The 13,344-nt window shown below is 67.0% G+C and carries 11 protein-coding genes; 7 read left to right on the top strand and 4 right to left on the bottom strand.

The features are described 5' to 3' along the window. The first annotated feature begins 65 nt into the window (after positions 1–65). Positions 66–461 carry a Cu(I)-responsive transcriptional regulator gene (cueR, locus tag QNJ30_10535; protein ID MDJ0943894.1) on the top strand — a complete coding sequence of 132 codons (396 nt, stop codon included), beginning with the start codon at positions 66–68 and terminating at the stop codon, positions 459–461. Beyond that, positions 454–2,739, top strand: coding sequence for a copper-translocating P-type ATPase (locus tag QNJ30_10530; GenBank protein MDJ0943893.1), 2,286 nt, complete (start codon positions 454–456; stop codon positions 2,737–2,739). Before cueR ends, QNJ30_10530 begins: the two co-directional genes overlap by 8 nt. 24 nt (positions 2,740–2,763) lie before the next feature. Here the strand turns inward: QNJ30_10530 and QNJ30_10525 are convergent, their stop codons facing one another. After that, positions 2,764–3,318, bottom strand: a complete 555-nt coding sequence (locus tag QNJ30_10525; protein ID MDJ0943892.1) for a hypothetical protein — start codon at positions 3,316–3,318, stop codon at positions 2,764–2,766. 203 nt (positions 3,319–3,521) lie between these two features. Between QNJ30_10525 and QNJ30_10520 the strand changes: the two genes are divergently transcribed. From QNJ30_10520 to msrP, 5 genes are all read left to right on the top strand, one after another. Beyond that, entirely contained in the window at positions 3,522–4,727 is a 1,206-nt protein-coding gene (locus QNJ30_10520) for an aspartate transaminase (protein MDJ0943891.1), read from the top strand. A 330-nt stretch (positions 4,728–5,057) separates the two neighbouring features. Then, the gene (locus QNJ30_10515; GenBank protein MDJ0943890.1) at positions 5,058–7,100 is read left to right on the top strand and encodes an elongation factor G; all 2,043 of its coding nucleotides are present in this window, start codon (positions 5,058–5,060) and stop codon (positions 7,098–7,100) included. A 17-nt stretch (positions 7,101–7,117) separates the two neighbouring features. Further along, the gene (locus QNJ30_10510; protein MDJ0943889.1) at positions 7,118–7,948 is read left to right on the top strand and encodes a hydratase; all 831 of its coding nucleotides are present in this window, start codon (positions 7,118–7,120) and stop codon (positions 7,946–7,948) included. A 153-nt stretch (positions 7,949–8,101) separates the two neighbouring features. Beyond that, the gene (locus tag QNJ30_10505; protein ID MDJ0943888.1) at positions 8,102–8,575 is read left to right on the top strand and encodes a Dps family protein; all 474 of its coding nucleotides are present in this window, start codon (positions 8,102–8,104) and stop codon (positions 8,573–8,575) included. 146 nt (positions 8,576–8,721) lie between these two features. Continuing rightward, positions 8,722–9,750 carry a protein-methionine-sulfoxide reductase catalytic subunit MsrP gene (gene msrP / locus QNJ30_10500; GenBank protein ID MDJ0943887.1) on the top strand — a complete coding sequence of 343 codons (1,029 nt, stop codon included), beginning with the start codon at positions 8,722–8,724 and terminating at the stop codon, positions 9,748–9,750. A 64-nt stretch (positions 9,751–9,814) separates the two neighbouring features. Here msrP and QNJ30_10495 read toward each other — a convergent pair whose 3' ends face one another. The 3 genes from QNJ30_10495 to QNJ30_10485 form a co-directional block, all read right to left on the bottom strand. Beyond that, positions 9,815–11,452 carry a hypothetical protein gene (locus QNJ30_10495; GenBank protein ID MDJ0943886.1) on the bottom strand — a complete coding sequence of 546 codons (1,638 nt, stop codon included), beginning with the start codon at positions 11,450–11,452 and terminating at the stop codon, positions 9,815–9,817. Positions 11,453–11,551: 99 nt separating this feature from the next. After that, on the bottom strand, positions 11,552–12,283 hold the full coding sequence (locus tag QNJ30_10490; protein MDJ0943885.1) for a class I SAM-dependent methyltransferase: 732 nt from the start codon (positions 12,281–12,283) through the stop codon (positions 11,552–11,554). Then, a complete protein-coding gene (locus QNJ30_10485) occupies positions 12,208–13,257 on the bottom strand; it encodes a glycosyltransferase family 2 protein (protein ID MDJ0943884.1) in 1,050 nt (349 codons plus the stop codon). The genes QNJ30_10490 and QNJ30_10485 overlap by 76 nt, the downstream gene beginning before the upstream one ends. Positions 13,258–13,344 lie beyond the last annotated feature (87 nt).

Here is a 13,344-nt window from a genome sequence, read left to right as displayed (position 1 = left end):
TTGACCTTCCAGTCACTGGAAGCCCTATTTATAGCCAGCGCATCCAGTTTTTCGAGGACGGAGCCATGAACATCGGCGAGGCCGCGGCGCTTTCCGGTCTGCCGGCCAAGACCATCCGCTACTACGAGGAGGCGGGCCTGGTGATGCCGGCCGCGCGCGGTGACAACGGTTATCGGCGCTATTCGGAGAAGGATATCCACCGCCTGCGCTTCCTGCAGCGGGCGCGCAGTCTGGGCTTTTCTATCCAGGAATGCCGCGAGCTGCTTTCGCTCTACGAGGACCAGGGCCGCGCCAGTGCCGACGTCAAGGCGATCGCCCGGCAGCACCTTCAGGACATCGAGCGCAAGATCTCCGAGCTGGAAAGCCTGCGCGCGGTGCTCGGCGATCTGGTCGCCAAGTGCCACGGCGATCACCGGCCCGACTGCCCGATCCTCCAGGACCTCGCCGGCAGCGATGGCTGAAGCCGCGCCGCAGGCCTGCTGCCACGGCGCCGCGGCACCGCGGCCGCCCGTGCCGGCCGGTGCCGGCCCCTACATCTGCCCGATGTGTCCGGGGGTCGAGAGCGCGACGCCGGCGAGCTGCCCCAAGTGCGGCATGGCCCTGGAACCGGCGGCGCCGGTCGCGGCCAGCCGGGTCGAGTATACCTGCCCGATGCATCCCGAGGTCCTGCGGGACGGCCCCGGCGACTGTCCGGTCTGCGGCATGGCGCTGGAGCCCAGGGTGGTGCCGCTGGAGCCGGCGGCGAACCCAGAGCTGATCGACATGACCCGGCGCTTCTGGCTCGGCGCCGCCCTGACCCTGCCGCTGGTGCTCCTGGCCATGGGCCACATGCTGCCGGCGCTCGCCGCGGTCATCCCGGCGCAGGCCTCCGCCTGGTTGCAGCTGCTGCTGGCAACGCCGGTCGTGCTCTGGGCCGGCTGGCCCTTCTTCCAGCGCGGCTGGGCCTCCCTGGTCAGCCGCAACCTCAACATGTTCACCCTGATCGCGCTGGGCACCGGCGCGGCCTACGCCTTCAGCGTCGTCGCCGCTTTGGCGCCCGGCGTCTTTCCTGCGGCCTTCCGCGACGCCCAGGGCGCGGTCGGAGTCTACTTCGAGGCGGCCGCGGTCATCGTCGTGCTGGTGCTGCTGGGCCAGGTGCTGGAGCTGCGCGCCCGCGAGCGGACCGGCGGCGCGCTGCGCGCCTTGCTCGACCTGGCGCCGAGGACGGCCTTGCGGGTCGCGCCGGACGGGCGGGACGAGGAGCTGCCGCTGGAGCTGGTCCAGGTCGGCGATCTGCTGCGCGTGCGCCCGGGCGAGAAGGTGCCGGTGGACGGCAAGATCGTCGAAGGTGCCGGCGCGGTCGACGAGTCCATGGTCACCGGAGAATCGATGCCGGTCGAAAAGGGCCCCGGCGCCAAGGTCATCGGCGGCACCCTCAACGGCAGCGGCAGCTTCGTCCTGCGCGCCGAGCACGTCGGCAGCGAGACTCTCCTGGCGCGGATCGTCCAGATGGTCGCCCAGGCCCAGCGCTCGCGGGCGCCGATCCAGCGGGTCGCCGACCGGGTCGCCGCCGTCTTCGTGCCGGCGGTGGTCGCGGTGGCGGTGCTGGCCTTCGGGCTCTGGGCGCTCCTCGGGCCGCCGCCGAGCCTGGCCTACGCCCTGGTCGCGGCGGTCTCGGTGCTGATCATCGCCTGTCCCTGCGCGCTCGGCCTGGCGACGCCGATGTCGATCATGGTCGGCACCGGCCGCGGCGCCCAGGCCGGCGTGCTGATCAAGGAGGCCGCGGCCCTGGAGCGGCTGGAGGCGGTCGACACCCTGGTCGTCGACAAGACCGGCACCCTGACCGAGGGCCGGCCGGTGGTCCAAGCGGTCGAGCCGCTGGGGGGCCACAGCGAGGCCGAAGTGCTGTGCCTGGCGGCCAGCCTGGAGCGGGGCAGCGAGCATCCCCTGGCGCGGGCGATCCTGGACGCTGCCCAAGCCCGCGGCCTGGCCCTGGAGGCGGCGGAGGACTTCCACGCGGAGGCCGGCCAGGGCGTGCGGGGCCGTGTGGCGGGCCGCCGGGTCGCGCTGGGCAACGGCCGGCTCCTGGCGCAGTTCGGCCTCGAGGCCGGGGCCGCCGAGCGCGCCGAGGCCCTGCGCGCCGAGGGCCAGACCGTGATCTATCTCGTGGTCGAGGAGGCCCTGGCCGGCCTGATCGGCGTCGCCGACCCGGTCAAGGCGACCACGCCGGCGGCCTTGGAGGCCCTGCGCGCCGAGGGCCTGCGCGTGGTCATGCTGACCGGCGACAACCGGACCACGGCCGAGGCCGTAGCCCGCCGCCTGGGCATCGCGGAGGTCGAGGCCGAGGTCCTGCCCGCCGGCAAGGCGGCGGTCGTCGAAGGGCTCAAGGCCCAGGGCGCGGTTGTCGCCATGGCCGGCGACGGGGTTAACGACGCGCCGGCCCTGGCCGCGGCCGACGTCGGCATCGCGATGGGCAGCGGCACCGACATCGCGATCGAAAGCGCCGGCGTGACCCTGGTCCGGGGCGATCTGGCCGGCATCCTCCGGGCGCGGAGGCTGTCGCGGGCGACCCTGGGCAACATCCGACAGAATCTCTTCTTCGCCTTCGTCTACAACGCGCTCGGCGTGCCCCTGGCGGCCGGGGCGCTCTACCCGGTCTTCGGCCTCCTGCTCAGCCCGATGGTCGCGGCGGCGGCCATGAGCCTGAGCTCGGTCTCGGTGATCGCCAACGCCTTGAGGCTGCGCCGCGCCCCACTCTGAAGGCCGACCGCTCCGGCGCCGGCGTCAGTTCGAGACCTTGACCAGCCGGCCCTTGACCGAGCGCTGCGGCAGGTCCTCGGTGATCGAGACGAAGTCCAGCTCCATGCCGCGGCCGGTCAGGGTCCGCTTGTAGACCTGCAGGGTGTAGAGGCCCCGCTGGTCGATGGTCAGGGAGTTGACGCGCAGGGTCTGCCCCTCGATGCGGGCCCAGACGTAGCCGCCCTCGCTGTGCGGATTCTCCCGTCCCAGGGCCTGAAAGACCCCGGGCTTGTCGCTCGGCGCAAAGTCGATGGAAGCGTTGCGGCGCCGGACCTCTTTGCCCTCTTCCTCAGGGTAGATGATCGTGGTCCAGTTCAGGTTGAATCCGTTGCCCTTGGGCCCGATCACGATGTCCAGGTCGCGGCTGGTGAAGCCAAGGAAGGCCCCGGGGGGCTCTTCCGCGATCGCATTGCCCTTCCATTTGCCGTAGAAGGCGTCGAAGGTGATGTCGTCCGCGGCCTCTGCATCGCCGGGCGCGGCCAGGACCGCCAGGCTCGAAACCGCAAGGCCGAGGCACAGAATGAGTAAGGCGCGTCGCAACTGGAATCCTCCCTGATCCATGTTCTCGCGGGCCGCCGGGCGGCGTCCCCCGGTCGAGGCGACACTCTTCCAAAGTTCGAGCCGTCGCACAATCGCGCTGCCCGCGCTGCCGGGGTTTTGCCCTCGGGGCTTTGCCGTTGCCAAGGCCGGTCCGCCCCGGCTAGGTTCCCGAAGGTCTCAGGCCTTGGCGGAGGGAGCGGGAAATGGCGCAGATTGCGAAGCGACTGTCACGGATCAAGCCTTCCCCGACCATCGCGGTCACCCAGAAGGCCCGCGAGCTCAAGGCCGCCGGCCGCGACGTCATCGGCCTGGGCGCCGGCGAGCCGGACTTCGACACCCCGGACAACATCAAGCAGGCGGCCATCGCCGCCATCGAACGCGGCGAGACCAAGTATACGGCGGTCGACGGCACCCCCGAGCTCAAGGCGGCGATCGCCGAGAAGTTCAAGCGCGACAACGGCCTGGACTACAAGCCCGAGCAGATCACCGTCGGCACCGGCGGCAAGCAGGTGCTCTACAACGCCCTGATGGCGACCCTGGATCCCGGCGACGAGGTCGTGATTCCGGCGCCCTTCTGGGTCTCCTATCCGGACATGGTCCTGCTGGCCGAGGGCGAGCCGGTTGCCGTGCCCTGCTCCCAGAACAACGGCTTCAAGCTGCGCGCCGAGGACCTGGAGAACGCGATCACCGCCAAGACCAAGTGGCTGATCCTCAACAGCCCCTCGAACCCGACCGGCGCGGCCTACGGTCACGACGAGATGAAGGCCGTGACCGAGGTCCTCAAGGCCCATCCCCAGGTCTGGGTCATGACCGACGACATGTACGAGCACCTGGTCTACGACGGCTTCGAGTTCGTCACCCCGGCCCAGGTCGAGCCGGAGCTCTACGACCGCACCCTGACGGTCAACGGCGTCTCCAAGGCCTACGCCATGACCGGCTGGCGGATCGGCTTCGCCGGCGGGCCGGCCGAGCTGATCAAGGCCATGGCCAAGATGCAATCGCAGAGCACCTCCAACCCCTCCTCGGTCAGCCAGGCGGCGGCGGTCGAGGCCCTGTCGGGCCCGCAGGACTACATCGCCGAGCGTAACGCGGTCTTCAAGGAGCGACGCGACCTGGTCGTGGAGCTGCTCAACACCTGCCCGGGGCTGCAGTGCCACAAGCCGGAGGGCGCCTTCTACGTCTATCCCTCCTGCGCCGGGACCATCGGCAAGAAGACCCCGGCCGGAACGGCGATCAAGTCGGACGGCGACTTCGTCACCTATCTCCTGGAAGCCGAGGGCGTGGCGGCGGTCCAGGGCGAGGCCTTCGGCCTTTCGCCCTACTTCCGGATCTCCTACGCCACCTCGACCGAGGCCCTGCGCGAGGCCTGCGCCCGCCTCAAGCGCGCCTGCGAGGCTTTAACCGACTAGGCCCCGGGCTGTTGCGGATCCAGCCTCGCCCGCCATTGACATCCACTGTCATGCCCGGACTTGATCCGGGCATCCATCGAGCCGCCGACACCATGGATGGCCGGGTCGCGCGAAGCGCCGCGCGTACGCGCCCCGGCCACGACAGATGGTGAGAAGACACGTGCTGGTCTTAACCACTAGACACCCTGGCCAGGCCCGGATTCGCCCTACAGCTGCCCGAATCCGGGGCTTTTCTATTGCAAGGCCGGTGTCCTCTCCGGGAACATTGGGCTAAGCTGTTCGCAGGGAACAACAAGCCGCCAAAGGGCGGATAGCGACAGGGAGGAAAGCATGACCACGAAGCCGGTCTCGGGACCACGCTGCGCCGCGCTCGTCGGCACCTACACCAGCGGCAAGACGACCCTGATGGAGGCGCTGCTCCACCATGCTGGCGCCATCGGCCGCAAGGGCACGGTGCGCGAAGGCAACACCGTCGGCGATTCCAGCGTCGAGGCCCGCGAGCGGCAGATGTCGGTCGAGTTCAACGTGGCGCACTGCGACTACCTGGGCGAGCCCTGGACCCTGCTCGATTGCCCGGGCTCGATCGAGCTGGCGCAGGAGTCCTACAACGCCCTGATGGGCGCCGACGTCGCCGTGGTGGTCGCCGACCCCGAGGAGAGCCGTGCCCTGACCCTGGCGCCGCTGTTCAAGTTCCTGGACGACCACGACATCCCGCACATGCTGTTCATCAACAAGATGGACAAGGCGACCTCCCGGATCCGCGACGTTCTCTCGGCGCTGCAGAGCGTGTCCTCCAAGCCCCTGGTGCTGCGCCAGGTGCCGATCCGCGAGGGCGACCAGATCAGCGGCTTCGTCGACCTGGCGAGCGAGCGGGCCTACAAGTACAAGGAGAACGCCACCTCCGACCTGGTCCAGATGCCGGACGCCGTGAAGGACCGCGAGTCCGAGGCCCGGCAGGAGATGCTGGAATCCCTCGCCGACTTCGACGACACCCTGCTCGAGCAGCTGCTGGAGGACGTGGTCCCGCCTAGCGAAGAGATCTATGGCCAGTTGACCAAGGACCTGCAGGACGACCTGATCGTCCCGGTCCTGCTCGGCGCGGCCGAGCCCGGCAACGGCATCACGCGGCTCTGGAAGGCCCTGCGCCACGAGACGCCCGAGGCGAGCAAGACCGCCGAGCGCCTCGGCATACCGCTGGGCGGCGAGGGGTTCACCGCGACCGTGATTAAGACCTTCTACCAGGCTCACACCGGCAAGCTCAGCCTGGCCCGGATCTGGGACGGCGCGCTCGCCGAGGGGACCGCGATCGCCGGCGAGCGGCCCTCGGGGCTGTTCCGGCTGATGGGCGGGCACAGCGAGAAGGTGAGCCAGGCGGGTGTCGGCGACGTGGTCGGGCTCGGCCGGATGGAGGACCTGCAGATCGGCGACCTCGTGACCGCCAAGGGCCGCAATCCGGACTCGGGCATGGCCTGGCCGGCACCGATGAAGCCGGTCTTCTCCATGGCCGTCGCGCCGGTCAACCGGCAGGACGACGTCAAGCTGACCAGCGGCATCGGCCGCCTGATCGAAGAGGACCCCTCTCTGGTCCTCGAGCACAACCCGGACACCCACCAGATGCTGCTCTGGGGGCAGGGCGAGATCCACCTGCGGGTGGCCGCCGAGCGGCTGAAGAGCAAGTCCCACGTCGAGGTCACCCTCTCGCCGCCCTTGACCGCCTACAAGGAGACCATCCGCAGGAGCATCAAGCAGCATTCCCGCTTCAAGCGGCAGTCGGGCGGGCACGGCCAGTTCGGCGACGTTCACGTCGAGATCAAGCCGCTGCCGCGGGGCAGCGGCTTCGAGTTCAGCGATTCCATCGTCGGCGGCAGCGTGCCCAAGCAGTACATCCCCTCGGTCGAGACCGGGGTGAAGGAGTACCTCGGCAGCGGGCCGCTCGGCTTCCCGGTGGTCGACGTCGCGGTCAACCTCTACGACGGCCAGTACCACTCGGTGGACAGCTCCGACCAGGCCTTCAAGACCGCCGGCCGCCTGGCGATGTCCGAGGGCATGCCGCAGTGCGACCCGGTGCTGCTGGAGCCGATCTTCCTGGTCAAGATCTCGGTGCCCAGCGACTTCACCTCGCGGGTCCACGGCCTAATCAGCGGACGGCGCGGGCAGATCCTCGGCTTCGACGGCAAGCAGGGCTGGCAGGGCTGGGACGTCGTGCAGGCTCACATGCCGCAGTCCGAGATCCACGACCTCATCGTCGAGCTGCGCTCGCTCACCCTCGGCGTCGGAACCTACGAGTTCGCCTTCGACCATCTCCAGGAACTGATCGGCAAGCTGGCGGACAGGGTGATCTCCGAACGCCAGAGCGATCAAGCGGCCCACTGAACCCGGACGGCGCGGGCATGAACTCGGACGACCCGGGGCGTGGTGGGGAGCGGAAAGAGATCAGCGACCACGCCCGGATGGCGGCCGAGCTTCTGAAGCAGGCCAGACAGACCGGCCGGGCCCTCGAAGACGGCCTGCCGGAACAGCTGCGGCCTGCGACCCTGGACGAGGGCTACGAGGTGCAGGCGGCCCTGCTTCGGGCCTGGGGCGCGGTGCCGCGGGGCTACAAGATCGGCTGCACCAGCGAGCTGGCACAGCGGGCCCTGGGGGTCGCCGAGCCCTTCGCCGGACGGGCCTTGGAGCGCGGTCTGTTGGAGAGCCCGGCGGTCTTCGCCCCGGCGGACTACATCTTTCACTTCCTGGAGCCCGAGTTCGCCTTTCGTCTCCGCGCAGCCCTGCCGCCGCGCTCCGAGCCCTACGGACGGGACGAGGTCGCGGCGGCCGTCGACCTGGCCTACCCGGCGATCGAGGTGGTCACCAGCAGCTACGGGGCGGCCTGGTCGGAGGTCGGCGCGGTCCAGCTGGTGGCCGACAACGCGGCTCACGCCCTGCTTGTCCTCGGCCCGGGCAGCGCCGCTTGGCGCGAGCTCGACCTTGCCGCCCAGCGGGTCGAGCTGCGCATCGACGGTGACATAGCGACCGAAGGGCAGGGCGCCAACGCTCTGGGCCATCCCCTGGAGGCGCTGACCTGGCTCGCCAACGACCGGGCCCGGCGCGGCGGCGGGCTGCTGGCCGGGGAGGTCGTCAGCACCGGCGTTGTGACCGGGCTCCGGGATCTGCAACCCGGGCAGAGGGCGCTGGCCGACTTCGGCCCGCTCGGAAGCGTGGAGCTGCAGGCCGTGGCATGACGAGCATTCGCCTGGTTGGTTGCAAAGCTCGGTCCAAGGGCTTCGTCATTAGATTACAATGATTCCAATGTAGGTTGTATCCGACCGGCTTCGCGACCATATATGGTCTCGTGTCCGGAAAAGTGGACAGCGATTTCCAGCAAGGGGGTGACAATGAGCATTCCGATCGATACCGGTATCCCGGCCGACAGCCGCGAGAACATTGCGGAGGGTCTGTCCAAGGTCCTGGCGGACAGCTACACACTGTATCTCAAGACGCACAACTTCCATTGGAACGTCACCGGGCCGATGTTTCAGACCCTGCACATTATGTTCGAGGAGCAGTACACGGAACTTGCCACCGCGGTTGACGAGGTCGCCGAGCGGATCCGGGCCCTGGGCGCCTACGCGCCGGGCAGCTATGCCGCCTACGCCAGGCTCAGCGCGGTCGAGGAGTCGGAAAACGTGCCCAAGGCCGAGGACATGATCCGCGAGCTGGTCAAGGGCCATGAGACCGTCGCCAAGACCGCCCGCTCGGTCTTCCCGGCTGCCGAGGAGGGCAGCGACGAGGTCACCGCCGACCTGCTGACCCAGCGCATGACCGTGCACGAGAAGACCGCCTGGATGCTGCGCAGCCTGCTCGAGTAGAGACGGTTTGGGCGGTTTGCGGATTCAGCTTCGGTTTACCTTAACAGCTTCCCGGTCACCTCGCGTTTCACTCGCGGATCGTTGAATTGCGCCGCGCCTGGAAAGCGACTAGCTCTGTCGCAGCCCCAAAAAGGGAGACGTGCCGAATGCTCATCAGGATCAAGCGTGGCTGGGAGCTGCCCGAGAGCGCAGCGACCCCCGAGGAGGTCTTCCGCAACCGTCGGCGGATCATCAAGGCGGCGGCGGCCGGGCCGATCGTAATCGGCGCCAGCGGTCTCTTGGCGGCCTGCGGGGAGGACGAGCAGGTCGCGGCCGAGGCGGCTTCTGAGACGGGCGGTGCGGTTTCGAGCGCCCAGGCGGCCGAGACCGATCCTTCGGCGGGCCTTTATCCCTTCCAGCGCAACCTCCGCTACAAGATCGTCGGCGAGCCGACTCCCGAGGAGATCGCCACCACCTACAACAACTACTACGAGTTCGGCTCCTCCAAGAACATCTGGCGCAAGGCCCAGGCCCTGCCGATCCGGCCCTGGACGGTGGCCATCGACGGCCTGGTCGAAAAGCCCTTCGAGATCGGCATCGACGACCTGCTGGCCAAGATGCCGCTGCAGGAGCGGCTCTACCGGCACCGCTGCGTTGAAGCCTGGTCCATGGCCGTGCCCTGGAGCGGCTTCCCGCTCAAATCCCTGGTCGAGCTGGCCAAGCCCCTGGCGGCGGCCAAGTACGTCAAGCTGGTCAGCTTCCACAACCCGGAGGTCGCCAGCGGCCAGAGCGCGCCCTGGTATCCCTGGCCCTACGTCGAGGGCGTCACCATCGAGGAGGCGACGCACGACCTGGCCTTCCTGGTCACCGGCATGTACGGCAAGCCCGGGCCGAAACAGAACGGCGCCCCCCTGCGCATCGCGCTGCCCTGGAAGTACGGCTTCAAGTCGTCCAAGGGCCTGGTCCGCTTCGAGTTCACCGACAAGCGCCCGGTCAGCTTCTGGGAGGAGATCCAGCCCAAGGAGTACGGGTTCTGGGCCAACGTGAACCCGGAGGTCTCCCACCCGCGCTGGAGCCAGGCCATGGAGACCGACATCGCGACCCAGCAGAAGGTCCCGACCGTGCTCTACAACGGCTACGGCGAAGAGGTCGCGAGCCTCTACGAAGGCCTGGAGGGCGAGAAGCTCTTCATGTGAGGGCTCGGCCGCGCCGCTCGCCGAGCCGTCGGCCCGCGCGACTTCGGGTGGCGATCCGTGCTGACTATGGACCGCCGGCCAGCGAGTTCGTTTGCCTGCGCTTGAATATGAGGAAACCGCCGATGCGGTCGACCGGGTCGTAGGCGGCCCAGAGTTCCCGAAATCTCGGATCGCTCGAGAAATAACCGACATAGTCGAAGGGAAGACCACCAAAGTAGGCCTTGTCCTCTCGATCGTCCAAGATGATCAGATCGGGTCGGCTCTTGGTCAGGTCTTCGAGGACGGTCTCTCGGAATGCGCTCTCGAACGCGCTCACTCTCGCGCTTTCCGCCGGGTCGAGAGCTTCGGGATCGGCCTGCTTCCTGATGATGCCTGGCAACATCCACAGCGTCGAGTAGCGCGATCCCCAGCGGGCGCGGCCGTAGTTGACCGCTGGAAAGCCTGCCGAAACATTAGTCGAAAGGCCGTAGATCATTCCTTCCGGCGCGTGTTGCTCGATGATCGGCACCAGGGCTTCAGCAAAGGAGCTCGCGCCACCTTCCCGATATATCTGCTTCGCGGTGACAGAAGCCACGACAAGCATGCAAAGCATCGCGACAATGCTGGCCGTCGCATGTTGCGAAGGGCGATCTGTCGATTTCATCGCCGAGTCGAGGATTCCGGCAACGAGGAGGCAGAGGGTACAGAAAGCAGCGGCCAGAGCGGGAACTACGTGGTAGTGCCAGCCCTTCATCTGGACGATATAGGCGCAAAGGAAAGCGGCGGCGGCGATCGCGAAGATATCGCCCAAACAAGGATTGGTCTGCCGTTTCCTGTAGGCGAGGTGCATGATCAGCGCCAAGGCGATGAGAAGGGTTTCCTGCGTGACCAAGACCGACCGCCAGGGACTCCGGAACGCGCCATCGTAGAGCGCGAGGACCACCGGCAGCACGTCAGTCAAGTATTCCGGTGTGGCGACGACCACGAAGAGCGCATAGCCAAGGCCGGTCAAGACCATTGCCACCGCTTCAGGCCGCATGATCGCGGTCAGGCTTCGCGTCCGGACCAAGACGTAGATCTCCACCAGGAGGGGCAGGAGCAGGAAGTAGGGTTTCAGCACGAAACCCAGCGCCGCCATGGTGCCCGCAAGGAGCGAGGCAAAGCCTCCGGGGCGATGGCCGGCCGACCGAAGAGCCGACAGGACGAGGTAGGGCAGGCAGAAGATCAGGAGGAAGTGCTCGCGCTGACCGAAGTCAGGCCCCGGGAGCAGCAGGAGCGAGAGGAGGGCACCGAGCACGACGCTCCGCCGAGTGAGCGAGTCGATTTCAGGCAGTCTCGAGATCTGGTGCGCGATGAGTCCGATGGATGCGCCGGAGAGCAGGAATACATAGGTCAGCAAGACATCGACCTCGAAGAGCCCGGTGGTCCGGGCGAAGAGCACCACCGGGAGCTTGAGGAAGAGCGCAAGGGGCGGATTGACCTCGAAAAAGATGTCCTGGTACAGGCGCCCCGTGCCGTCGAGGAGCTGATTGGCAGATGCCAGCATCCATCCGACGTCGTGACTGATCAGGCGGTAGGAGAGGTACCACGGAGCGGCGGCCACGAGCGCCGTCACCAGCAGCATCCCCAAGCGACGGTCGAGAAAGGCTTCGTGCAGGGTTCGTACGAGGAGGTTCATACCGCGCTGCTGAGTTGCAACCGGCGGGCCGGCTTCAAAGGCCAAGGAGAATCCCAGGTCGGGATTAACGGCGCATTAAGGGCTGCGGTCCGGCCCTCGCCTCGCGGTCACTGCGAGGGCGCAGCCGCATGATGAGCCCAATGCTCAGTTCCGCTTCCGGGCCAAGGCCATCAATGACACGCCGAAGGGCAAGGACACGAAGGGCAGGAGGTGGGCTTCGGACTCGAAAACTCGACGCAGGAGAGCGTTCAATCGAGGGGAGGGCATGGCGTCGTCCGACCCCTTGCGACCGAGAATCGAGTTGGCAAACCTCAGCGTGGCGACGGCAGGGAAAAGGAACGTGTTGAAGTAGGTCACACGGGAAAGATCAAAGCCGGATTCCGTCATCAATGCCGCGAGTTGTCCTCGAGTGTATCGGCGCTTGTGATGATGAACCTCGTCGTGATGGCTCCAAAGAAACTGGTAAGCGGGAACCGTGACGAAGAGGTGGCCTCCGGGCCTCAGCTGGTTCCAAAGCTCCTTCAGGCTAGCACGGTCATCATCGATGTGCTCCAAGACATCCAAGGCCACGACCAGATCGAAGCGGCCGAGTTCAAAGGGTATTGCGTCAGGCAGCCATCCCGACCGGAGGTCGAACTTTCCCTTGCGCAGCGCAAGACTTCTAGCCTCGTCGTTCGGCTCAAATCCGAAGACCTGGCCAAAGCGGCTGAGCAGCGCGAGATTGCCGCCGGTGCCGCAGCCGGCATCGAGGATCTTCGCAGACGGGGGCAAGTCGAGCTCTTGAGACAGGCGTTGGGCGATCAATCCGCGCCGGGCAACGAACCACCAGTGCTCATCTTCGAGTTCCGCCATTCGCTGGCAGGCTTGGATGTCCATTCCTCAATCTCGCTGGAGTTCTCAGCAAAGCCGTGGCTTTCGCTGACCAGGTAGAGGGGGCGTTGCTTGACCTCGATGTAGGTCCGGCCGAGGTATTCGCCGATCACACCCAAGCCGATCAGGTTCAGGCCACCCAGCATCAGGACGACGACCATGAGCGAGGCGTAGCCGGGGACGTCGATGCCGATCACCAGGGTTCTGACGATGAGGAAGGTGGCGTATCCGAAGGCAAGGAGCGACACGACGAGGCCGAGATAGCTCCAAATTCGAAGCGGCAGGGTGCTGGAGGCGGTTATGCCGTCCAACGCGAAGTTCCACAGCTTCCAATAGCGCCATTTGGACGAACCGAAAGCCCGCTCCTCGCGCTCGTAGCTGATTCCGGTCTGTCGGAAACCGACCCAGGTGAACAGGCCCTTCATGAAGCGGTTGCGCTCCGGCAGACGGGCTAAGGCCTCGGCCACGCGGCGGTCGATCAGCCGGTAGTCACCGGTGTTGTAGGGGATGCTCACGTCGGCGAGCCGGTTGTAGATCCTATAGAACCAACCGGCCGTCAGCCGCTTGGCCAGGGTGTCGCTTGTGCGCGACTGCCTGACCGCATAGACGACGTCATAGCCCTCCAGCCATTTGGCGAAGAGCTTCGGCAGGATTTCCGGTGGGTCCTGCAGGTCCGCGTCCATGGGCACAATCGCCGCGCCCTGGGCGTGGTCGAGGCCGGCGGAGAGAGCGGTTTCCTTGCCGAAATTCCTCGAAAGGCGGAGGATCTTGATGGCCGGGTTTCGTTTGCGGTGCCGCAGCAGGGTGCGGACCGTATCATCCCGGCTGCCGTCGTCTATGCAGATGATCTCATAGGCGGCGCCCAGCGGATCGACAATGCGTGCCGCAATCGGCTCGATCCGGTCGAAGAAGCTGTCCAGGCCCTCTTCCTCATTGTACATCGGTACAACGATTGAAAGTCTCACCGGCTCCGCCCTCATGGCGTCTAGACCGCTCCTGCGTGTGCGCCTCTGACGAAAATCGTCACTGGGTCAGGGGGCGTGTTAGCAGTGCAAGATTAAGAAGGG

Source organism: Kiloniellales bacterium (assembly GCA_030066685.1).
Classification (GTDB): Bacteria; Pseudomonadota; Alphaproteobacteria; order Kiloniellales; family JAKSBE01; genus JAKSBE01.
The sequence above is the reverse complement of the archived record's forward strand: the minus strand, read 5'-3'. Positions and strand labels throughout refer to the sequence as shown.

Bases quoted from the DNA above. Each gene is read 5' to 3' on its own strand.
- cueR (MDJ0943894.1), top strand. From the start codon at position 66: ATGAACATCGGCGAGGCCGCGGCGCTTTCCGGTCTGCCGGCCAAGACC.
- QNJ30_10530 (MDJ0943893.1), top strand. From the start codon at position 454: ATGGCTGAAGCCGCGCCGCAGGCCTGCTGCCACGGCGCCGCGGCACCG.
- QNJ30_10520 (MDJ0943891.1), top strand. From the start codon at position 3,522: ATGGCGCAGATTGCGAAGCGACTGTCACGGATCAAGCCTTCCCCGACC.
- QNJ30_10515 (MDJ0943890.1), top strand. From the start codon at position 5,058: ATGACCACGAAGCCGGTCTCGGGACCACGCTGCGCCGCGCTCGTCGGC.
- QNJ30_10510 (MDJ0943889.1), top strand. From the start codon at position 7,118: ATGAACTCGGACGACCCGGGGCGTGGTGGGGAGCGGAAAGAGATCAGC.
- QNJ30_10505 (MDJ0943888.1), top strand. From the start codon at position 8,102: ATGAGCATTCCGATCGATACCGGTATCCCGGCCGACAGCCGCGAGAAC.
- msrP (MDJ0943887.1), top strand. From the start codon at position 8,722: ATGCTCATCAGGATCAAGCGTGGCTGGGAGCTGCCCGAGAGCGCAGCG.
- QNJ30_10490 (MDJ0943885.1), bottom strand. From the start codon at position 12,283: ATGGACATCCAAGCCTGCCAGCGAATGGCGGAACTCGAAGATGAGCAC.
- QNJ30_10485 (MDJ0943884.1), bottom strand. From the start codon at position 13,257: ATGAGGGCGGAGCCGGTGAGACTTTCAATCGTTGTACCGATGTACAAT.